At 68.4% G+C, this 20,591-nt stretch carries 18 protein-coding genes and 1 tRNA gene; 11 read left to right on the plus strand and 8 right to left on the minus strand.

The features are described from left to right. Window positions 1-30 precede the first annotated feature (30 nt). The 5 genes from polA to R2K23_RS10280 all read left to right on the plus strand — a co-directional run bounded on the left by polA (window position 31) and on the right by R2K23_RS10280 (window position 5,903). On the plus strand, window positions 31-2,694 hold the full coding sequence (gene polA / locus R2K23_RS10260; protein ID WP_316517198.1) for a DNA polymerase I: 2,664 nt from the start codon (window positions 31-33) through the stop codon (window positions 2,692-2,694). A 12-nt stretch (window positions 2,695-2,706) separates the two neighbouring features. Continuing rightward, window positions 2,707-3,915 carry a threonine/serine exporter family protein gene (locus tag R2K23_RS10265; RefSeq protein WP_316516415.1) on the plus strand — a complete coding sequence of 403 codons (1,209 nt, stop codon included), beginning with the start codon at window positions 2,707-2,709 and terminating at the stop codon, window positions 3,913-3,915. A gap of 94 nt (window positions 3,916-4,009) precedes the next feature. Next, complete coding sequence (locus R2K23_RS10270; protein WP_316516416.1) at window positions 4,010-4,474, plus strand: nuclear transport factor 2 family protein; 465 nt, start codon at window positions 4,010-4,012, stop codon at window positions 4,472-4,474. After that, a complete protein-coding gene (locus tag R2K23_RS10275) occupies window positions 4,471-5,313 on the plus strand; it encodes an NmrA family NAD(P)-binding protein (RefSeq protein ID WP_316516417.1) in 843 nt (280 codons plus the stop codon). Before R2K23_RS10270 ends, R2K23_RS10275 begins: the two co-directional genes overlap by 4 nt. After that, window positions 5,310-5,903 carry a TetR/AcrR family transcriptional regulator gene (locus R2K23_RS10280; protein ID WP_316516418.1) on the plus strand — a complete coding sequence of 198 codons (594 nt, stop codon included), beginning with the start codon at window positions 5,310-5,312 and terminating at the stop codon, window positions 5,901-5,903. Before R2K23_RS10275 ends, R2K23_RS10280 begins: the two co-directional genes overlap by 4 nt. Before the next feature lie 33 nt (window positions 5,904-5,936). On the opposite strand, the gene R2K23_RS10285 is transcribed toward R2K23_RS10280, so the two are convergent. Further along, window positions 5,937-7,109 carry a PrsW family intramembrane metalloprotease gene (locus R2K23_RS10285; RefSeq protein ID WP_316516419.1) on the minus strand — a complete coding sequence of 391 codons (1,173 nt, stop codon included), beginning with the start codon at window positions 7,107-7,109 and terminating at the stop codon, window positions 5,937-5,939. A 181-nt stretch (window positions 7,110-7,290) separates the two neighbouring features. Here R2K23_RS10285 and rpsA point away from each other — a divergent pair, with 181 nt between their 5' ends. The 4 genes from rpsA (at window position 7,291) to R2K23_RS10305 (ending at window position 12,332) form a co-directional block, all read left to right on the plus strand. Next, window positions 7,291-8,730 (plus strand): 30S ribosomal protein S1, encoded by a 1,440-nt coding sequence (rpsA, locus tag R2K23_RS10290; protein ID WP_316516420.1) that lies wholly within the window; start codon window positions 7,291-7,293, stop codon window positions 8,728-8,730. A gap of 129 nt (window positions 8,731-8,859) precedes the next feature. Further along, entirely contained in the window at window positions 8,860-10,086 is a 1,227-nt protein-coding gene (aztD, locus tag R2K23_RS10295) for a zinc metallochaperone AztD (RefSeq protein ID WP_316516421.1), read from the plus strand. 30 nt (window positions 10,087-10,116) lie between these two features. Continuing rightward, a complete protein-coding gene (gene coaE, locus R2K23_RS10300) occupies window positions 10,117-11,355 on the plus strand; it encodes a dephospho-CoA kinase (protein ID WP_316516422.1) in 1,239 nt (412 codons plus the stop codon). Next, entirely contained in the window at window positions 11,355-12,332 is a 978-nt protein-coding gene (locus tag R2K23_RS10305; RefSeq protein ID WP_316517200.1) for a calcium/sodium antiporter, read from the plus strand. Before coaE ends, R2K23_RS10305 begins: the two co-directional genes overlap by 1 nt. Before the next feature lie 10 nt (window positions 12,333-12,342). On the opposite strand, the gene R2K23_RS10310 is transcribed toward R2K23_RS10305, so the two are convergent. Both R2K23_RS10310 and R2K23_RS10315 read right to left on the minus strand, forming a co-directional pair. After that, the gene (locus R2K23_RS10310; RefSeq protein ID WP_316516423.1) at window positions 12,343-12,888 is read right to left on the minus strand and encodes a hypothetical protein; all 546 of its coding nucleotides are present in this window, start codon (window positions 12,886-12,888) and stop codon (window positions 12,343-12,345) included. Window positions 12,889-12,906: 18 nt separating this feature from the next. After that, window positions 12,907-13,410 carry a ribonuclease FAU-1 family protein gene (locus R2K23_RS10315; protein WP_316517202.1) on the minus strand — a complete coding sequence of 168 codons (504 nt, stop codon included), beginning with the start codon at window positions 13,408-13,410 and terminating at the stop codon, window positions 12,907-12,909. 56 nt (window positions 13,411-13,466) lie between these two features. Here R2K23_RS10315 and uvrB point away from each other — a divergent pair, with 56 nt between their 5' ends. Continuing rightward, the gene (gene uvrB, locus R2K23_RS10320) at window positions 13,467-15,626 is read left to right on the plus strand and encodes an excinuclease ABC subunit UvrB (protein WP_316516424.1); all 2,160 of its coding nucleotides are present in this window, start codon (window positions 13,467-13,469) and stop codon (window positions 15,624-15,626) included. Window positions 15,627-15,629: 3 nt separating this feature from the next. Here the strand turns inward: uvrB and R2K23_RS10325 are convergent, their stop codons facing one another. Beyond that, window positions 15,630-16,667: an alpha/beta hydrolase family protein gene (locus tag R2K23_RS10325; RefSeq protein ID WP_316516425.1), complete on the minus strand. Its 1,038-nt coding sequence runs from the start codon at window positions 16,665-16,667 to the stop codon at window positions 15,630-15,632. A 183-nt stretch (window positions 16,668-16,850) separates the two neighbouring features. Here R2K23_RS10325 and R2K23_RS10330 point away from each other — a divergent pair. After that, window positions 16,851-16,921, plus strand: a tRNA-Cys gene (locus R2K23_RS10330). A gap of 21 nt (window positions 16,922-16,942) precedes the next feature. On the opposite strand, the gene R2K23_RS10335 is transcribed toward R2K23_RS10330, so the two are convergent. The 4 genes from R2K23_RS10335 to R2K23_RS10350 all read right to left on the minus strand — a co-directional run bounded on the left by R2K23_RS10335 (window position 16,943) and on the right by R2K23_RS10350 (window position 20,567). Then, window positions 16,943-17,374 carry an anthrone oxygenase family protein gene (locus tag R2K23_RS10335; RefSeq protein WP_316516426.1) on the minus strand — a complete coding sequence of 144 codons (432 nt, stop codon included), beginning with the start codon at window positions 17,372-17,374 and terminating at the stop codon, window positions 16,943-16,945. A 114-nt stretch (window positions 17,375-17,488) separates the two neighbouring features. After that, window positions 17,489-19,030, minus strand: a complete 1,542-nt coding sequence (locus R2K23_RS10340; RefSeq protein ID WP_316516427.1) for a tripartite tricarboxylate transporter permease — start codon at window positions 19,028-19,030, stop codon at window positions 17,489-17,491. Then, the gene (locus R2K23_RS10345) at window positions 19,030-19,569 is read right to left on the minus strand and encodes a tripartite tricarboxylate transporter TctB family protein (protein WP_316516428.1); all 540 of its coding nucleotides are present in this window, start codon (window positions 19,567-19,569) and stop codon (window positions 19,030-19,032) included. Before R2K23_RS10345 ends, R2K23_RS10340 begins: the two co-directional genes overlap by 1 nt. After that, on the minus strand, window positions 19,566-20,567 hold the full coding sequence (locus tag R2K23_RS10350) for a Bug family tripartite tricarboxylate transporter substrate binding protein (protein ID WP_316516429.1): 1,002 nt from the start codon (window positions 20,565-20,567) through the stop codon (window positions 19,566-19,568). Before R2K23_RS10350 ends, R2K23_RS10345 begins: the two co-directional genes overlap by 4 nt. Window positions 20,568-20,591: the final 24 nt, after the last annotated feature.

Below are 20,591 nucleotides of genomic sequence, written 5' to 3' on the forward strand. Positions count from 1 at the left end.
GAAACCGCGTCGACCACGAAGTCCACGCTCATGTTGCTCGACGGCAACTCGTTGGCATTCCGGGCGTTTTACGCCCTGCCCGCGGAGAACTTCAAGACCCGCGGTGGGCTGACCACCAATGCGGTCTACGGCTTCACCGCGATGCTGATCAACCTGCTGCGTGACGAGGGCCCGACGCACATCGCCGCCGCCTTCGACGTGTCGCGGCAGACCTTCCGCAAAGAGAAGTACCCCGAATACAAGGAGGGCCGGTCGGCGACGCCGGACGAGTTCCGCGGCCAGATCGACATCACCAAGGAGGTGCTGGCCGCCCTCGGCATCACCGTGTTGGCCGAGCCGGGATTCGAGGCGGACGACATCATCGCGACGCTGGCCACCCAGGCCGAGGCCGAGGGATACCGGGTCCTGGTGGTCACCGGCGACCGCGACTCGTTGCAGCTCGTCAGCGACGACGTCACGGTGCTCTACCCGCGCAAGGGCGTCAGCGAACTCACCCGCTTCACCCCCGAGGCGGTGGTGGAGAAGTACGGCCTGACCCCGACGCAGTACCCGGACTTCGCGGCGCTGCGCGGCGACCCGAGTGACAACCTGCCGGGCATCCCAGGGGTGGGGGAGAAGACCGCCACCAAGTGGATCTCCCAGTACGGCTCGTTGCAGTCGTTGGTGGACAACGCCGACGAGGTCAAGGGCAAGGTCGGTGACGCGCTGCGCGCCAACCTGGCCTCGGTGATCCTCAACCGGGAGCTCACCGACCTGGTCAAGGACGTGCCGCTGCCGCAGACCCCCGACACGTTGCGGATGCAGCCGTGGGATCGCGACCAGATCCACCGATTGTTCGACGATCTCGAGTTCCGGGTGCTGCGCGACCGCCTGTTCGACACGCTGGCCTCCAGCGACCCCGAGGTCGACGAGGGGTTCGACGTGCGCGGCGGACTGCTGGCTCCCGGCACGGTGGCCGCCTGGCTCGCCGACCATGCCGACGACGGCCGGCGGGCCGGACTCGCCGTGGTGGGCACCCATCTGGCGTTCGACGCCGACGCGACCGCGCTGGCGATCGCCGCCGCGGACGGTGAGGGCGCCTACATCGACACCGCGACGCTGACTCCGGAGGACGACGCCGCCCTGGGCGCCTGGCTGGCCGACGCCGAACGGCCCAAGGCGCTGCACGAGGCGAAGTGGGCCATGCACGACCTGCAGGGCCGGGGGTGGACCCTGGCCGGCGTCACCTCTGACACCGCGCTGGCGGCGTATCTGGTGCGCCCCGGGCAGCGCAGCTTCGCCCTGGATGACCTGTCGCTGCGGTACCTGCGTCGGGAGCTGCGCGCCGATGCCCCTGAGCAGCAACAGCTTTCGCTGCTCGACGACTCCGACGGCGTCGATGACCAGGCGGTGCAGACGCTGATCCTGCGGGCCCGCGCCGTCGTCGACCTCGCCGCCGCGCTCGACGAGGAGCTGGCCCGGATCGAGTCCTCGGCGCTGCTCACCGACATGGAACTGCCGGTGCAGTCGGTGTTGGCGGCCTTGGAGACCCGCGGCATCGCGATCGACCTGGCCAAGCTGACCGAACTGCAGAGCACGTTCGGCGACCAGATCCGCGACGCCGCCGAGGCGGCGTATGCGGTGATCGGCAAGCAGATCAACCTCGGCTCACCCAAGCAGCTGCAGGTGGTGCTGTTCGACGAACTCGAGATGCCGAAGACCAAACGCACCAAGACCGGCTACACCACCGACGCCGACGCCCTGCAGTCGCTGTTCGACAAGACCGGTCATCCCTTCCTGCAGCATCTGCTGACCCACCGGGATGTGACCCGGCTGAAGGTCACCGTCGACGGTTTGCTGAACGCGGTGGCCTCCGACGGCCGCATCCACACCACCTTCAACCAGACGATCGCGGCGACGGGCCGGCTTTCCTCCACCGAGCCGAACCTGCAGAACATCCCGATCCGCACCGACGCGGGCCGGCAGATCCGCGATGCGTTCGTGGTGGGCGAGGGCTACGGCGAGCTGATGACCGCGGACTACAGCCAGATCGAGATGCGGATCATGGCGCACCTGTCCCGCGACGAGGGGCTCATCGAGGCGTTCAACACCGGCGAGGATCTGCATTCGTTCGTCGCCTCCCGCGCCTTCGGAGTCGAGATCGACGAGGTCACCGCCGAACTGCGGCGCCGGGTCAAGGCCATGTCCTATGGCCTGGCGTACGGGCTGTCGGCCTACGGGCTGGCCTCCCAGCTGAAGATCTCCACCGAAGAGGCCAAGGGGCAGATGGACCAGTACTTCGCCCGGTTCGGCGGGGTGCGCGACTACCTGCAGTCCGTCGTCGATCAGGCCCGCAAGGACGGCTACACCTCGACGGTGCTGGGTCGCCGGCGCTACCTGCCCGAGCTCGACAGCAGCAACCGGCAGGTGCGGGAGAGCGCCGAGCGCGCCGCGTTGAACGCGCCCATCCAGGGCAGCGCGGCCGACATCATCAAGGTCGCGATGATCGAGGTCGACAAGGCGTTCACCGAGCAGAAGCTGAAGTCGCGGATGCTGCTGCAGGTGCACGACGAGTTGCTGTTCGAGGTCGCCGAGGGGGAGCGCGAGCAGGTGGAGGCCCTGGTGCGGGAGAAGATGGGCGGCGCCTACCCGCTGGACGTGCCGCTGGAGGTGTCGGTCGGTTACGGTCGCAGCTGGGACGCCGCCGCGCACTGACCGGCCACGACGATGAGCGAGCAGCGGATCGGTTACCTCGCCCGATTGGGCGCCGCGATGGCTGCCTCGAACTATCCCGTCACCATGGTCCGGCAGATGATCGGACGGTCCTCGTCGGTATACGGGCTGCAGACCGATTTCATCGCGCTGCCCAACCATGTCCAGGTCGTCGGCCCGGCCGCGGCGTCCGGGTCCGTGGTCAAGGCCGCCCACATCGGCGGCGACCTGCGCTTCGACCAGACCTTTCCCCTGGCACGGCTGATCTCCGAGACCCTGCACGGGCGGGGCGACCCGGTCGAGGGCGAAGCCAGGCTGGAGCGGATCAGGGCGCTGCCCAATCCGTACCCGAGCTGGGTAACGGTGCTGGGCTACGGGGTCTGGAGCGCCGGTCTGGCGCTGGTGTTGGAGCCGACCACGTTGAATGTGCTGGCGGCGACGGTGCTCGGGTTCATGGTCGGGCTGTTCTGGGTGGCCGGCCAACGCATCGCGGGGCTTGCCTATCTGGTCCCGGCGATCAGCGCGTTCGCGGTGACGGGGATCTGCATCGTCGGCGCGCGCTACCTGGAGCTGGACCACGTCGGGCTGCGGGCGTTGATACCGCCGCTGGCGATGTTCCTGCCGGGTGCGGCCATCACGCTCGCGGTCATCGAGCTGACCTCGCGGGACGTCATTTCGGGGTCGAGTCGGCTCATCGCCGGCTTCGTCCAGATCGTCCAGCTGGCGTTCGGCATCGTGATCGCCGCGCAGGTGTTCGGACTCGACGAGAGCCAGCTGAGCCCCGAGGCCATCAACAAGATCGGTGCGTGGGCCCCGTGGCTCGGGGTGGCCGTCTACGCGGTCGGGGTGATGCTCTTCATGGCGCCGCCGCGATCGTTCATGCCCTGGCTGATCGTCATCTGCTACATCGCCTTCGCCGCGCAGTTCGTCGGCGATCTGGTGCTGGGCAGCTATGCCAGCGGATTCTGTGGCGGGCTGGCGCTTTCGGTGGCCGCGCTGGCGTTGTCGCGTCGGGACGGCTCGCCGCCCGCCATCACGATGATCCTGCCGGGCTTCTGGCTGCTGGTCCCCGGGTCGATGGGCCTGATCGGGGTGACCGAGATCTTCGGCGCCGACGGCGACGATGCGTTGCCTGCCACGCTCATCTCGATGATCTCGGTGGCCTTCGGCCTGCAGGCGGGTCTGGTGCTCTGGCAGGCCGTCCGGCGTCAGCCCGCGCGGTAAGTCGGTCGACGGTGCCGGAATAACAGGGCTGGCGGCCCCGTTGTGCACAATTACGAGACGACAGCGTCCGTAATTGTGATGGAAGAGGCCCCACATGGAACAACTCGACGACCAGCAACGCCGGCGGCGCGCGCACGCCGCGATCGATCGGCTGCAGCGCAGCCTGCTCGACCAGGACATGTCGGCATTTGCCGATGAATGGGCGCCCGGCGGCACCATGTCCTTCCCGTTTGCGCCGCCCGGTTGGCCCCAACTCGACGGCCGCGAAGCGGTGCGGGCTTACGTGTCCGACTACACGCAGACTTTCGACGTCGCGGCCATCAGCCGCCAGATCCGCCACGACACCGCAGACCCGGACACCGTGATCCTCGAGTGGGCGGTGAGCGGGCGCGCGCTCAAGACCGACACTGCCTACGAGATGGACTACGTCGCCGTCATCACCGTGGGTGCCGACGGCATCACGGTCTATCGCGACTACTGGAATCCGCTGGCCGCCGGCGCGGCCCTGGGCGGACTCGGCGAGATGATGGCGGCCTTCAACGTGGCGGGCGAGAAATGACGACGACGGTGCTGGTGCTGGGGGCCACGGGTACCACCGGAGCCGCGGTGGTCGACGAACTGCGGCGCTTCGCGGACCTGTCGCTCCGCACGGCCACGCGGGCGCCGGCGGCACCGACCGACCTCGAGCATCGCGTCTTCGACTGGTTCGACGCCGCCACGTGGGGCCCGGCACTCGAGGGCGTCGACCGGCTCTACCTCCTGGCGCCGGTCGGCCATCCCGACCCGGTCGCGGTGGTAGGCCCGTTCGCCGAGCGCGCCCTGACCGCCGGCGTGCGTCGCGCCATCCTGCTCAGTTCGTCGGCGGTCGCCTCCGGTGACGCGGGGCTAGGGGCGGTCGATGCGCTGGTGCGCACCACGTTCCCTGAATGGGAGATCCTGCGACCGTCGTGGTTCATGCAGAATTTCGTCGGCAATCATCCGTTCGCCGAAAGCATTCGAGCGACCGGCGAATTCATCACCGCGACCGGGGACGGCAGGCTTCCGTTCATCGACGCCGGAGATATCGGCCGGTGCGCCGCGGCACTGCTCGGCGCCGCGCGTAGCACCGCTACCGAGCACATCCTGACCGGTCCTCGGGCCCTGAGCTACGACGAGGCCGCCGCGACGATGTCAGAGGTGGCCGGCCGGCGGGTCACCCACTGCGCCGTCGCTCCTGAGCGCTACGTCGACCGTCTCGTCGCGGCCGGTTACGACGCCGAGTTCGCTGCCGGTCTGGTTGCACTCGACGGCCTCGTGCGCACCGGCGCGCAGGCACGCGTCACCGATGCCGTCGAGCGGCTCACCGGAAGCCCGCCGCGCAGCTTCGAGGACTTCCTTCGCGACCGGCGGTGGCCGTGAGCGCCGGGCGCCCCCGCGACGCGCGGGTGAGCGAAGCGATCCTGGCCGCGGTGTACACCGAGGTCGCCGACAACGGCGTGCGCGGCCTGACCATGGAGGCCGTCGCTCGGCGGGCCGGCGTCGGCAAGAGCGCGCTGTACCGGCGATGGCCCTCGAAGGTCGAGCTGACCGCGTACTTGTTGCGGACGTTGAGCGTCACCGACGAACCCGCCCCCGACACCGGAACCCTGGGTGGCGACGTCCTGGTGCTCCTCGAGGAGGTACACGCCTGGCTGACCGATCCGAAGGTGCGCTCCATCTATCCGGACCTGCTTGCCGAGGCGCAGCGCAATCCCGCCCTCGGTGTCGCGCTCATGGACCAAGTCGGCCGACCGCGTAGGGCCCGCGCACAGCTGGTCCTGGAGCGGGCCGCGCAGCGCGGGGAACTGGCCGAGAACGCCGACCGCGAGCTGATCCTCGATGCAGCTGCCGCGCTGGTGTTCTGGCGGGTGATCGCGCTGAGCCGGCCCGTGACTCGCGCGCATTTGAAGAATGTGGCCTCCCTGATCTGCGCCATGGCGGGCGGCGCGGGGGCACAGCACCCCGCCTGATGATTCGGCCGCACCCCGGGGCGCCGTCCGGCGTCAGCCCGCGCGGTAGTTGGTCAGCCAGTGCAGCGTCTGGGCTGCGTAGGCGCGGGCCGCGTACACCCGATAGGTCTCGTCGTTGCGCAACTCGATGACGCGCTGGTCGCCGAACCCGCGGTCGATCCGGTCCTGGGCGAACGCCAATTCGACCACCTGGACGGCGAAGTGCCGCACTCCCTTGGCCGCGGGCCGACCGCCCTGCTGCGTGGCCGCGGCGATCGCCGACTTGCGGGTCCGCAGCGAGCCCAGCCAGGTGGCCTCGTTGGCCGTGACCACGCCCGCAGCCACCATGCCGGGTAGCTTGGCCGCGACCACCCGCTGCTCCCGGCGCCGGCTGTAGATCGCCAGCGTGATGGCGAGGGCGAACATCGGCACCATCCACAGCAGGTACACCCCGAAGTAGGCCTTCGGGCCCAGCAGCGCCGAGGCGTTCCACAGCCCGTGCAGCAGCACCGCGGCCACGTAGCCGGCCACCAGGTAGGCCACCTTGACCACGGTGTGGCGTTGTTGCAGCGCGAGGTAGACCGCGATGCCGATGCACGTGGTGAACAGGGGGTGGGCGAACGGCGCCATGATCAGCCGCAGGCCGGCCGTGGCCAGCGAGGCGGCCATGGTCTCGCCGCTGGCGATATAGAAGATGTCTTCCATCCACGCGAAACCCGCGCCCACCAGGCCGGCCAACACCAGGGCGTCGGTCATCGAGTTCAGCTCGAGGCGGCGCCGGCCGGTCATCATGAGCAGCAGGAACAGCCCCTTGGCGGCCTCCTCGATGGCCGGCGCCCCGATCGCGATGGTGAAGAAGCTGGTGGCGGACTCCGTGGTCGCGGTGGGGTTGATGGCGTATTCGAACGCGACCTCGAGGATCACCGAGATCACGATCGCGATGGACGCACCCCATAGGAACGCCAGGATCAGCAGGCGCGGCGGCTCCGGTTCCCAGCGGTCCAACCACAGGTAGGCGCCGATGACGACGGCCATCGCGGCCGTGGTCAGCACGATTCCGACCACGGCACCGGTCGGGTTGGTCGCGACGATGAGCACCAGGATCAGCGCGGTCAGGGTGCCCAGGGCGATGATGACGGCGAGCGGAGCGCCGACCTTGCGGATCTTGGTGGGCAGTGCGGGGGCCAGCGGCGGGGGCGGCTGCTGCGGCAGCGCGGGATATTGCACGTCAAGGAGGTTAGCTGGCCGCACGCCGAAAAGAGGGTCGGCGCGAGCAGGTTTGTCCAGCGTGTGCCGAGTCGAGTAGGCTCAGGGGGTACTCGTGTGCGTACGTTCGCGCGGGTCGCACAGATTCATCAGAACAAAACAACTGTCCCTACGATTAAACCTGTCCGGAGCAACCCACCACATGCCAAGTCCCTCCGTCACCTCGCCGCAAGTAGCCGTCAACGACATCGGCTCGGCTGAGGACTTTCTCGCCGCCATCGACAAGACCATCAAATACTTCAACGATGGCGACATCGTCGAAGGGACCATCGTCAAGGTTGACCGTGACGAGGTCCTGCTCGACATCGGTTACAAGACTGAAGGCGTCATCCCTTCCCGTGAGCTGTCCATCAAGCACGACGTCGACCCCAATGAGGTTGTGTCCGTCGGCGACGAGGTCGAAGCTCTGGTCCTCACCAAGGAGGACAAGGAAGGCCGCCTGATCCTGTCCAAGAAGCGGGCTCAGTACGAGCGCGCCTGGGGCACCATCGAAGAGCTCAAGGAGAAGGACGAGGCCGTCAAGGGCACCGTCATCGAGGTCGTCAAGGGCGGCCTGATCCTCGACATCGGCCTCCGCGGCTTCCTGCCCGCGTCGCTGGTCGAGATGCGTCGCGTCCGCGATCTGCAGCCGTACATCGGCAAGGAGATCGAGGCCAAGATCATCGAGCTGGACAAGAACCGCAACAACGTGGTGCTGAGCCGCCGCGCCTGGCTGGAGCAGACCCAGTCCGAGGTGCGCAGCGAGTTCCTCAACCAGCTCACCAAGGGCGCCATCCGCAAGGGTGTGGTGTCCTCGATCGTCAACTTCGGCGCGTTCGTCGATCTCGGCGGCGTCGACGGCCTGGTGCACGTCTCCGAGCTGTCCTGGAAGCACATCGATCACCCCTCCGAGGTGGTTCAGGTGGGCGACGAGGTCACCGTCGAGGTGCTCGACGTCGACATGGATCGCGAGCGGGTTTCGTTGTCGCTCAAGGCGACTCAGGAAGATCCGTGGCGTCACTTCGCCCGTACCCACGCCATCGGCCAGATCGTCCCGGGCAAGGTCACCAAGCTGGTGCCGTTCGGTGCGTTCGTCCGTGTCGAGGAGGGCATCGAGGGCCTGGTGCACATCTCCGAGCTGGCTGAGCGCCACGTCGAGGTGCCCGACCAGGTGGTCACCGTCGGTGACGACGCGATGGTCAAGGTCATCGACATCGATCTCGATCGTCGTCGGATCTCGCTGAGCCTCAAGCAGGCCAACGAGGACTACACCGACGAGTTCGACCCGTCGAAGTACGGCATGGCCGACAGCTACGACGAGCAGGGGAACTACATCTTCCCCGAGGGCTTCGATGCCGAGACCAACGAGTGGCTCGAGGGCTTCGACACGCAGCGCCTCGAGTGGGAGGCCCGCTACGCCGAGGCCGAGCGTCGCCACAAGATGCACACCGCGCAGATGGAGAAGTTCGCCGCGGCCGAGGCCGAGGAACTGGCACGGCCCGTGTCGAACGGCTCGTCTCGCTCGGAGGAGTCCGCTGGTGGATCGTTGGCCAGCGACGCCCAGCTCGCCGCTCTGCGAGAGAAGCTGGCCGGCAACGCGTAAGCCTGTAATCCTCTGGTAGACATCGGAACTCCCCGGCTCAGCAATGAGCCGGGGAGTTCTGCTTCGGGTCGCTTCCATGCGACCATGCGCTTTTGACAATGATTTTCATTATCGGCTTGACTGGGTTCCATGCTGACACCCAGACGTCTCGTCGCCGCCCTGTCCGTCGCCGCGCTCGCCGCGGGTTGTGGGACCGCGGAGGACCCGCCCGAGCGGGCGGCGGCGCCCGAGCCGGCGGCGCCGACGGAGCAGGCGGCGCCGACGCCGCGGCTGGTGCTCAGCTACGACGGCGGGTTGCTGGTGCTCGACGCGCGCACCCTCGAGCAGATCGCCGACGTGCCGGTCGCGGGATTCGTCCGTCTCAACCCCGCACACAACGGCCGGCACGTGCTGGTGTCGCAGTCGGACGGCTTCGCGGTCTTCGACACCGGCGTCTGGACCGAGGCGCACGGCGATCACCGCCACCACTACACCGCAGCACCCCGACTCACCGACGTCCGCTTCGGCGGCAGCAAGCCGGGTCACGTGGTGGCTCATGACGGTGCCCTGACGCTGTTCAGCGACGACAGCGGTGCCGTCGAGAAGATCGACCCCGCCCTCCTGCTGGCCGACGCCGACGGCGTCGAGGCCACCGCCGTCACCACCACCGAGCCGCACCACGGGGTCGCCGTCGGTCGCGCGGACGGATCGCTGGTGGTCAGCGTGGGCAACACCGAATCCCGTTCCGGTATCGAGATCCTGGATCCCGCCGGGCGGGGTATCGCCGGCAGTGACGAGTGCCCGGGCCTGCACGGCAGCGCCGAGGCCGCCGACGGTGTCCTCACCTTCGGCTGTGAGGATGGCGTCCTGATCGTGCGGGGCAACGAGATTCGCAAGGTGACCAGTCCCGACCCGTACGGCCGGATCGGCAATCCGGCCGGCAGCGCCCAATCGCCGGTGGTGCTGGGCGATTACAAGACCGATCCGGACGCGGAACTGGAGCGCCCGCAGCAGTTCACCCTGATCAACACCGTCACCGCGGAACTCACCGTGGTTCCGCTGGAGGCCAGCTACAGCTTCCGGTCGCTGGACCGCGGGCCGAATGGGGAGGCGATCATCCTGGGGACCGACGGCGCACTGCACGTCTACGATCCGCTCACCGCAACCCGGGTCTCCCGCTTTGACGTGATCGACGGCTGGAGCGAGCCGGACCAGTGGCAGTCGCCGATGCCGAATCTGCACGTGCAGGGCGGCACCGCCTATGTCACCGAACCGGCCACCCGTCGGCTGGTGGCCGTCGATCTCGCGACCGGTCAGCGCACCGCGGAGACCACGCTGGGCCGGCCGACCATCGAACTGACCGGAGTGCCGGGCTGACCCCGGTGCGGGGCCTGCAAGACTGTCGGGGTGCTGCGTATCGGATTGAGCGGTGGAATCGGGGCCGGGAAGTCAACGGTGTCCTCGACATTCACGGAGTGTGGCGGGATCGTCGTCGACGGTGACGTGATCGCGCGGGAAGTCGTCGAGCCGGGTACCGAGGGGCTGGCCAAGCTGGTCGATGCCTTCGGCCGAGAGATCCTGCACGACAGCGGACCCCAGGCCGGTGCGCTGAACCGGCCCGCGTTGGCCGCCATCGCGTTCAGCGACGACGACAAGCGCGCCACGCTCAACGGCATTGTGCATCCGCTGGTCGCGCACCGTCGGTCCGAGTTGATCGCCGCGGCCGTGGAGGCCCACGAGAGCCCGGTGATCATCGAGGATATTCCGCTGCTGGTGGAATCCCAGATGGCGCCGATGTTCCCGTTGGTGGTGATCGTGCACGCCGACGTCGAGACCAGGGTGGCGCGCCTCATCGAACACCGTGGCTTCAGCGAGCAGGACGCGCGGGCGCGCATCGCCGCCCAGGCCACCGAGGAGCAGCGCCGCGTGGTCGCCGACGTGTGGTTGGACAATTCCGGCACCGCCGGCGACCTCAAGGAGCGGGCCCGGGCGCTGTGGCACGAGCGGATCCTGCCGTTCTCGCACAATCTGAAGGAGCGCCGGCCCGCCCCGGCCGCGCTTGCGTTGGTGCCCTCGGACCCGTCGTGGGCGCAGCAGGCGGCCCGGATCATCGCCCGGCTGAACACCGCCGGGGGCCACCGGGTGCGCCGGATCGACCACATCGGTTCGACGGCGGTGCCCGGCCTGGACGCCAAGGACGTCATCGACATCCAGGTGACCGTCGACTCGCTGGCCACCGCCGACGAGCTGACCGAGCCCCTGCTGGCCGCGGGCTATCCCAGAATCGACCACATCACCGCGGACGTGTCCAAACCCAACGGCCGCAGCACCGTTGGCGCCTTCGACCACACTGACGATCCCGCACTGTGGGGTAAGCGCTACTTCAAGTCCGCGGATCCGGGCCGGCCCACCAACGTCCACGTCCGGGTGGAGGGCTGGCCGAATCAGCAGTTCGCGCTGCTGTTCACCGACTGGATCGCCGCCAACCCCGGCGTTCAGGCCGACTACCTCGCCGCCAAACGCCACGCCCACGCGCAGGGCAGCGGCGACACCGGTGCGTATGCCCAGGCGAAGGAACCGTGGTTCCTCGACGCCTACTGCCGAGCCTGGGAGTGGGCCGACACCACGGGCTGGCGCCCACGCTGATGGCCGCGGATCTGACCTGGCTGGCGGTCGGTCTCGTCGCGCTGGTCATCGGATCCGAGTGGTTGGTCAAAGGCGGTTCGCGGTTGGCGGCCGGCCTCGGCATCTCACCGATCCTGGTGGGGCTCACGGTCGTGTCGATCGGCACCAGCATGCCCGAACTCGCGGTGGGCCTGCGGGCGGCGGCCAGTGGCAACGGCTCGCTCGCGGTGGGCAACATCGCCGGCACCAACATCGTCAACCTGCTGCTCATCCTCGGGTTGAGCGCCCTGCTGCGGCCGCTGACGCTGCATCTGCGCACCCTGCGGCTCGACCTGCCGATGATGACCGCCGCGGCGCTGCTGCTGTGGTTGCTGGCCGCCGACGGCACCCTGGCGGCCAGCGGCGGTGCCGTGCTGACCGTCGCCGCCATCCTCTACACGGCGGTGCTGATCCATTCGGCGCGCCGCGAAAGTCGAAGCGTGCAGGCCGAATTCGCCGACGAGTACGCCAGGCCGCCCGGCGCCGTGCTGGCCCGCGGGGCGATCCTGCGCGACCTGGCGTTGCTGCTCGTCGGGATCGTGGTCGTGGTGATCGGCGCCGACTGGCTGGTCGGCGGGGCAGTCGGGGTCGCCGAGTCGTTCGGGGTGTCGGATGCGTTCATCGGGCTGACCGTGGTCGCGATCGGCACCTCGGCCCCCGAACTCGCGACGACCCTGGTCGCGACGGTGCGCGGCGAGCGCGACATCGCGATCGGGAACCTACTGGGCAGCAGCGTCTACAACATCCTGCTGATCTTGGGCCTCACGGTGCTGGGTGCCGGGCGGCCGCTGCATCTGGACCCCGACCTGGTGCGGATCGACATCCCAGTGATGGCCCTGGTCGCGCTGGTCTGCATCCCGATCTTCCTGACCGGGCGGCGGGTCAGCCGGCTGGAGGGCGGCGCCATGGTGACCGCCTACGTCGCCTACCTGACGTACCTGGTGATCGCGCAGACCTGAGCACCGGCGCTCAGGCTGCGGGCTCGACCGGCGGTTCGGGGGCGGGCTCGCCGGGGACCTCGTCGCCCGGTCCGAAGACGGACGGTTCGACGAGCGGGGCCCCGCACATCAGCTTGCCGTAGTCGGGTTCGTCGTCGGCCGGCTTGATCCGCGGTTTGATGAACTCGTCGGCCTGCGCGACGATCTGATCATTGACCAGGATCTGGCAATGCAGGTTCGCCGAGTACGGCCATTGGATGGAGATCTGCATCCCGGCCAGGTCGGCGTCGGAGAGCACGGTCTGCGCCTCGAACACGCGGCCGGGCAGCATCGTCGGATCGGCGCTCTGCACCTGCGTGTCGTTGAGCTTGTAGGTGATCAACGCGCCACGGGCGACGCCGTCGATGCGGGCCCGGTAGGTGACGTTGTACAGCTCGGGTTCGGGTGCGCTCTCACCGGCCGGCAACGGCTCACCGGGCGGCGGTTCGGGTTCTGCCGACGCGGCGGCCGGGGCAATCAGCGCGCCACCGAGAATCAGCAGTGCCGCGGCCGACACTGAGGATGCGGTTCGCCTCATAGTTAGACACACTAGTTCTTATCGCCAGGATAAATCCATGCCGTTACTGCGGAGCCAGGCGTGCAGGTCGTGGCCGTGCGCGGCCAGACCGGCCGCCGCCGCGATGGACCGGTGGACCGCCTGTTCGGCCGTCTCCGGCGACAGCAACCCCATCTGGTGGGCCTCGAGCAGTTCGTCGACGTCAACCACCTCGGTGCCCAGCCCGGTGCGGACCACCAGGTCCACGTAGTGGTCCTCGGTGCGCCAGACGTCGCCGTCGACGGTGATCTCCCCGATGTCGACGTAAAAGTCCTGGTCACGCTCGTGGCCCGGGTTCCAGTGGAAGATGTTGACGCGAACGCCGAGCGGCGGCAGCAGCCACGACTCGAGGTAGTGGAACTGCGGGCGGCCCGGGGTCGGTCGGGCCATGTACAGCCCGCCCCACGGCGCCAGCGTGTAGGTGTCCACGGCACGGACGAACCCCTTCGGGTCCGTATTGGTCGAAGCGGCGAGGTCGAAGACTTCGTGTTTGGGCGGGTGGATGGTCTCAGCTTAAAGCTGCTGGCGAAACTGTCGGTACCCGCGCTTACCCTGGTTCCATGGCTTTCGCAACCGAGCATCCCGTGCTGGCGCAGTCCGAGTACCGCGCGGTGGAGGACGTGGTCCGCGTCGGTGGCCGGTTCGAGGTGGTCAGCGAATACGAGCCGGCCGGCGACCAACCCGCGGCGATCGACGAGCTGGAGCGCAGGGTCCGGGCGGGGGAGCGCGACATCGTGCTGCTGGGCGCCACCGGCACCGGCAAGTCCGCCACCACCGCGTGGCTCATCGAGCGCCTGCAGCGGCCCACCCTGGTGATGGCGCCGAACAAGACGCTGGCCGCCCAGCTGGCCAACGAGCTGCGAGAAATGCTGCCGCACAACGCCGTTGAATACTTCGTCTCGTACTACGACTACTACCAGCCCGAGGCCTACATCGCCCAGACCGATACCTACATCGAGAAGGACAGCTCGATCAACGACGATGTCGAGCGGTTGCGGCACTCGGCGACGTCGAGCCTGCTGTCGCGGCGCGACGTGGTGGTGGTGGCGTCGGTGTCCTGCATCTACGGCCTGGGCACCCCGCAGTCCTATCTGGACCGCTCGGTGGAGCTCAAGGTCGGCGACGAGGTGCCCCGCGACGGGCTGTTGCGGCTGCTGGTGGACGTGCAGTACACCCGCAACGACATGGCGTTCACCCGCGGGACGTTCCGGGTGCGCGGCGACACCGTCGAGATCATCCCGTCCTACGAGGAACTCGCGGTGCGCATCGAATACTTCGGCGACGAAGTGGAGGCGCTGTACTACCTGCACCCGCTGACCGGCGACGTGGTCCGGCAGGTCGATTCGGTGCGGATCTTTCCCGCCACGCACTATGTCGCCGGACCCGAACGGATGGCGCAGGCGATCTCCACCATCGAGGCCGAGCTCGAGGAGCGGCTGGCGTACCTGGAGGGGCAGGGCAAGCTGCTGGAGGCCCAGCGGCTGCGGATGCGCACCAACTACGACATCGAGATGATGCGGCAGGTCGGGTTCTGCTCCGGCATCGAGAACTATTCGCGGCACATCGACGGTCGCCCGGCGGGTTCGGCGCCGGCCACCTTGCTGGACTACTTTCCCGAGGACTTCCTGCTGGTCATCGACGAGTCGCACGTGACCGTCCCGCAGATCGGCGGCATGTACGAGGGCGACATGTCCCGCAAACGCAATCTGGTCGAGTTCGGCTTCCGGCTGCCCTCGGCGGTCGACAACCGGCCGCTGACCTGGGAGGAGTTCGCCCAGCGGGTCGGTCAGACGGTGTACCTGTCGGCCACCCCGGGGCCGTACGAGCTCGGTGCGGCCGGCGGGGAGGTCGTCGAACAGGTGATCCGTCCGACCGGCCTGGTCGACCCGCAGGTCATCGTCAAACCCACCAAGGGGCAGATCGACGATCTGATCGGGGAGATCCGGGCCCGCGCCGAGCGCGACGAACGCGTGCTGGTCACCACGCTGACCAAGAAGATGGCCGAGGATCTCACCGACTATCTGCTGGAGATGAACATCCGGGTGCGCTACCTGCATTCGGAGGTGGACACGCTGCGCCGGGTGGAGTTGCTGCGGCAGTTGCGACTCGGGGAGTACGACGTGCTGGTCGGCATCAACCTGCTGCGCGAGGGTCTCGACCTGCCCGAGGTGTCGCTGGTCGCCATCCTCGACGCCGACAAGGAGGGCTTCCTGCGGTCCCCGCGCAGCCTGATCCAAACCATCGGGCGTGCGGCCCGCAACGTCTCCGGTGAGGTGCACATGTACGCCGACACCATGACGGACTCGATGAAGGAGGCGATCGACGAGACCGAGCGCCGCCGCGCCAAGCAGATCGCCTACAACGAGGAACGGGGCATCGACCCGCAACCGCTGCGGAAGAAGATCGCCGACATCCTCGACCAGGTGTATCGCGAGGCCGATGACAGCGAAACCGTCGAGGTGGGTGGTTCGGGACGGAACCGGTCGCGGGGCCGCCGCGCGCAGGGGGAACCGGGGCGCGCGGTCAGCGCGGGGATCATCGAGGGCCGCGACACCAGCAACATGCCGCGGGCCGAGCTCGCCGACCTGATCAAGGACCTCACCGAGCAGATGATGACCGCGGCGCGGGATCTGCAGTTCGAGTTGGCGGCGCGGATCCGCGACGAGATCGCCGATCTGAAGAAGGAATTGCGCGGGATGGACGCCGCCGGGCTGAAGTAACCCTCAGCCCAGATGCTCGTCGAAGAACCGCGCGGCGGTCTCGGCGATGTCGCGGTGAATCGCGGCGCGGTCCACACCGGGGGCATCGACGCAGGCCTCGGGGAACTCGTCGCGGCCGAGCGGGGTGCATTCGTTGACGAAGATCTCGTGGTCGACGTCGCCCTCGAGGACGGTGAGCTTTGCGTCCGGGATGTGCTCGGCGGCGAACGCGGCATTGGGCCCCGGTGGAGTCTGGGTGTCCCGGGCGCCGACCATGATGTGGGTGGGCACGCGCAGTTGCGCCAGGCCGTCGGCGGTCATGCCGAAGTCCTCTATAACGCCCGGGGCCATCGCGAAGACCGCCCGGATTCGGGGGTCGGCGACATCGAGGGCGGGTTCGGCATCGAGCGGCAGTCGCGCGCGCACCGACTCCGGGATCATCCGGTTGTTCTTGATGCCCTGCTGGAAAGTCAGGTACCGGTCGGGGGCGACCCGGGCCCCGCCGAGCCACAGCGCGGTGAAGCCGCCCTGCGAATGTCCGACCACCCCGATCCGATCCGGGTCGATCAGCGGACCCCAGAACTCGTCCGCCACAAGGTGGTTCGCCGCCAGCGTGAGGTCGCGGGGGCGTTGCCAGAGCCGGTTGGCCAGACAGTCGATGCTGGAGTCGTAGGTGTTGGCCCGGTAGTGATTGATCCCGGCCACGATGTAGCCGCGGCGGGCCATCGCCTCGGCGAACCAGGCGTAGTACAGGGCGTTGCTGCCGCGGCCGTGTGAGAACAGCAGCAAGGGGCGCCGCCGTCCGGTCGGCGTGAGGTCGCGGTGGCTGCCGAGGCCGGTGAAGAAGGGCATGGTGAACGGCTGCGCCGAGTCCTGCGGCGCTTCGGCGGGGTAGAACACCGACAACGCCAACAGGCGTTCACCGTCGGGTCCGTTCGGATCGTGGAACTCGATCTGGCGCAGCCCGACCGGAGTTCGGGGTTCGCTGCGGGGCGGCGGGGATTCGGCGCTGCAGGAGGCCAGTACAACCAAGGTCAGGAGCACCGCGAGGATTCGGCCCACCGCAATAATCTCTCGCACCGCGGCGCCCCGGACAACCGATACCGTAAAAACTGCGTCCGGGTCGATTGAACTCAATTGTGGCCGCGCTGGGCTGTTTTGCGTCGGTGCGGGCCGGCCGACCACGGATCACGGCGAGTTAAACCCTGGGGCTCGAAGCCTGCGGCCGGCATTCTGGAGGGCAGTGCGGGTGTGGCTGAGTGGCTAGGCACCGGCCTGCAAAGCCGTTTACACGGGTTCGAATCCCGTCACTCGCTCGCATGAAGTGAATACCGACGTCAGGTCGCGTGGAGTACCAGCAGCACCAAGACCACAGACAGCAGCGCCACGCGCACCGCGTGCAGCCGATCCCAGCGACGCGCGTCGTCGCGGGAGGCGTCGGCGGCACCGGTCCACCGGCCGATCCGGTTGTTGATCGGAACCATCAGCGTCACGGTGATCAGGACGACGACCGCCATCAGCGCCGCCGCCGTCGTCGCCGGCCACGCGCCGCCGGCGACGACGGCCGCGGCGATCAGCGCGAGCAGAGTGGCGATGTACCAGAACGGCATCGCCTTGCCCAGCACCCGGCCGGCGTCGCTGCGGGCTTGGACAAACGCGTCATCGGGCAGCCGCCCGATGACCGGGTGCGTGAAAGCCGCGACCGCGATCTCGGCCCCCACCAGCGGTCCGGTCAGGAGCAGGGCCACGACGTCGATGGTTCCGCGCATACCCCGACGGTGCCCGTTACCTCAGGCGAACACAAGCCAGCCCTTCGGCGGGTACGGATCGTGGGCGTGCCACGTTTCGATACTCGTTGGCCGCAAAGTGCACCTCCGGCGGCTCTAACCGGATGTGGCCGGCTCGGATTCGTCGTCGTCGACGCGGGAGAGTTCCCGCCGCATCCGTACCTTGTTGACCGCGCTGAAGACCACCACGGCAATCAGCAGCGCATAGAGGGTGATGGTGATCGGCGTGCTGACCAGCGTCAGGGGATTGTTCTGCGAATTGTTCATGGCCTCGCGCAGCGACGATTCGGCCAGCGGCCCCAGGATCACCGCGATGAGCACCGGTGCCAGCGGAATTCCGTAGCGGCGCATGGCAAACCCGACGACACCCAGGATGATCATGAACACCACGTCGATCATCGCGGCGCTGGCCGCGTACACGCCGAAGCAGGCGAACATGGCGATCCCGGCGTAGAGGTACTCCCGGGGGATCAGCAGCAGCCGGGCCCACAGCGGCGCGAACGGCAGGTTGAGGATCAGCAGCACGACCATGCCGATGATCAGGCTGGCCAACAGCGCCCAGACGATGTCGGCGTTGCGGGTGAACAGCAGCGGCCCGGGCTGCATGCCGTATTGCATGAAGGCGGCCAGCAGCATTGCCGCGGTCGCCGACGTCGGCAACCCCAGCGCGAGCAGCGCGCCCATCGCGGTACCCGCGGTGGCGTTGCCGGCGGCCTCGGGCGCCGCGACCCCGCGGATGGCGCCGCGGCCGAACTGCGGCACCTTGCGGCGGCGGTCGAGTCGCTTCTCGACGCCGTAGGCCAGGAAGGTGGGCACCTCCGCGCCGCCGGCCGGGATGACGCCGAACGGGACGCCGAACGCGGTGCCCCGCAGCCACGCGGGCAGCGCCTCGCGGTATTCGGCCAGAGACAGGTAGGGCCGCCCCGTCGACGGGGTGAAGCTGCGATCGTCGGGTCGGCCGATGCGGGAGGCCACATAGATGACCTCGCCCACGGCCAACATCGCCACGGTGATCACGACGATGCTCACGCCGTCGAACAGCGCCACGTTGCCGAAGGTGAACCGCTGCGAACCGCTGACCTGGTCGGTGCCGATCATGGCCAGCACCAAGCCGATCAGCAGCGCCGCGAGCCCCTTGAGCACCGAATCCGACACCACCGCCGACGTCGCGAGGAACGCGAACAAGGCCAGGGCGAAGTACTCCCCGGGGCCGAACTTGGTGGCCAGGTCCGCCAATTTGGGGGCGAAGAACACCACCAGGATGGTGGCGATCATGCCGCCGATGAAGGCGCCCATCGCCGAGGTGGCCAGCGCCTGGGCACCTCGGCCGCGCCGGGCCATCAGATGGCCCTCGATGGACCCGGCGATCGCGGTGGAGTTGCCCGGGGTGTTCATCAGAATCCCGGCGATCGCGTCGCCGAACAGCCCACCGAAGTAGATGCCGGCGAACATCACCAGGGCGGCCAACGGGTCGAGCGTGAACGTGATCGGCAGCAGCAGGGCCACGGCCATCGCCGATCCCAGCCCGGGCAGCACGCCGACGGCCGTACCGATCAGGGCGCCGATCAGCACGTAGAGCAGGTTGACGGGGGTGAGGACATCGGCGAAGCCGCCGAGCAGCCCGGTCAGTGCGTCCATCAGAGCATCCCCATCACGCCGGGTGGAAGGTTGAGGCCGAGCAGGCCGGAGAACACGAGCTGCATGATCGAGGAGGCGGCAAGGCCGATCAGCAGGTTCTTCACGTATTGGGTGCTGCCGAGGCCCACCGTGACTCCCCAGAACACGATGGCACCCGCGATGATCCAGCCGGCCGGGATCAGCAGCACTGCGAACACCACGAAGGATCCGACGGTGAGTCCCGTGGAGCGCCAGTTGCTGGTCAACCGCGCGACGATCTTGCCGTCTTCATCCCGGATGGGTTCGGCGACTTCGGGATTGCGCAGTATCACCCAGGTGAGCAGGGCGGCGATCAGGAAGCAGAAGCCCGCGGTGATCGCGGGAAACGCCTTGGGACCGAAGATTTCGGAGTCATCGGCGACATCCATGCTGGCGATGCCGTAGACCAGGAAACAGCCCAGCGCCACCAGCAGGGCGGGCATCACGAGCGCGCTCTTGCCGGTCCAGAAGTACCGCGGCGCTCGTGGTGTGGATGTCGTCTCGGGTTCGTTCACCGTCATGCCAACCCCAAATCCCGCAGAATCGCGTTGATCCGTTGCTGCTCCTGCTGCAGGAACTCGCCGAATTCGTCACCGGTGAGCACGGTTTCATTCCAGCGATTCCGCTCCACCACGTTCTTCCAGTGCGGGGTCTCGACCATCTCGGTGGTGATCGCGATGAGCTCGTCCCGTGCGGCCTGGTCTATCCCGGCCGGCGCGAGCAGGCCGCGCCAGTTCACGATGTCGACGGCGGGATAGCCGGCCTCGGCCGCCGTCGGGGCGTCGAGACCCTCGAGCCGTTCCGGTGCGACCACCATCAGCGCGCGCAGCCGGCCCTCGGCGAGCATGTCGCGAAAGTCGTTGTACCCGCTGATTCCTACGCCGGGTGTGCCCGGGGCGGTGGACAGCAGGTTGATGGTCAACTCACCACCGCCGGCGTAGGCGGCGTACCGGATCGAGGTGGGGTCGATGCCCGCCTCGCGGGCGAGCTGCGCGGCGATCATGTGATCGATGCCGCCGGCGGATCCGCCTCCGATCGGCATGGCCGCGGGGTCGGTCCGCCAGGCGTCGATCAGGTCGTCGAACGTCTGGAACGGCGAGTCTGCGGGGACGGCGACGACGTCGAAATCTTCGGCGAGCCGCGCGATCGGTGTCAGATCCGAAAGGTCGATCGGGGACTCGTTGCGGGCGATCCCACCCAACATCACCGTGCCGGTGACCATCATGGTGGTCGAATCGCCCGTCAGCCGGGACATCTGACCGAGCCCGATGGTCCCGGCCGCGCCCGGGACGTTGACCACCTGAACGTTGTTGACGATGCCGGCGCTGCGCAGTGCCTGCTGGGATTCGCGTGCGACCAGATCCCAGCCGCCGCCGGCGGCCGCCGGCGCGATCAAAGTCAGCTTGGCGCGGGCGTCGGCGCCGGAGCCACTGCGGTTGGCGTCGACTCCGGCGGCCACCACCAGGGCGGCGACGCAGAGCACGCCGAGCACCCACCGCGCTGTCTTCGGGACTTGCATCTGTTCTCCCTTCGCGGAGCGCTC

This window comes from Mycolicibacterium sp. MU0050 (genome assembly GCF_963378085.1).
Lineage (GTDB): Bacteria > Actinomycetota > Actinomycetes > Mycobacteriales > Mycobacteriaceae > Mycobacterium > Mycobacterium wendilense.

Bases quoted from the DNA above. Each gene is read 5' to 3' on its own strand.
- polA (WP_316517198.1), top strand. From the start codon at position 31: ATGTTGCTCGACGGCAACTCGTTGGCATTCCGGGCGTTTTACGCCCTG.
- R2K23_RS10265 (WP_316516415.1), top strand. From the start codon at position 2,707: ATGAGCGAGCAGCGGATCGGTTACCTCGCCCGATTGGGCGCCGCGATG.
- R2K23_RS10270 (WP_316516416.1), top strand. From the start codon at position 4,010: ATGGAACAACTCGACGACCAGCAACGCCGGCGGCGCGCGCACGCCGCG.
- R2K23_RS10275 (WP_316516417.1), top strand. From the start codon at position 4,471: ATGACGACGACGGTGCTGGTGCTGGGGGCCACGGGTACCACCGGAGCC.
- rpsA (WP_316516420.1), top strand. From the start codon at position 7,291: ATGCCAAGTCCCTCCGTCACCTCGCCGCAAGTAGCCGTCAACGACATC.
- aztD (WP_316516421.1), top strand. From the start codon at position 8,860: ATGCTGACACCCAGACGTCTCGTCGCCGCCCTGTCCGTCGCCGCGCTC.
- R2K23_RS10305 (WP_316517200.1), top strand. From the start codon at position 11,355: ATGGCCGCGGATCTGACCTGGCTGGCGGTCGGTCTCGTCGCGCTGGTC.
- R2K23_RS10310 (WP_316516423.1), bottom strand. From the start codon at position 12,888: ATGAGGCGAACCGCATCCTCAGTGTCGGCCGCGGCACTGCTGATTCTC.
- uvrB (WP_316516424.1), top strand. From the start codon at position 13,467: ATGGCTTTCGCAACCGAGCATCCCGTGCTGGCGCAGTCCGAGTACCGC.
- R2K23_RS10335 (WP_316516426.1), bottom strand. From the start codon at position 17,374: ATGCGCGGAACCATCGACGTCGTGGCCCTGCTCCTGACCGGACCGCTG.
- R2K23_RS10340 (WP_316516427.1), bottom strand. From the start codon at position 19,030: ATGGACGCACTGACCGGGCTGCTCGGCGGCTTCGCCGATGTCCTCACC.
- R2K23_RS10345 (WP_316516428.1), bottom strand. From the start codon at position 19,569: ATGACGGTGAACGAACCCGAGACGACATCCACACCACGAGCGCCGCGG.
- R2K23_RS10350 (WP_316516429.1), bottom strand. From the start codon at position 20,567: ATGCAAGTCCCGAAGACAGCGCGGTGGGTGCTCGGCGTGCTCTGCGTC.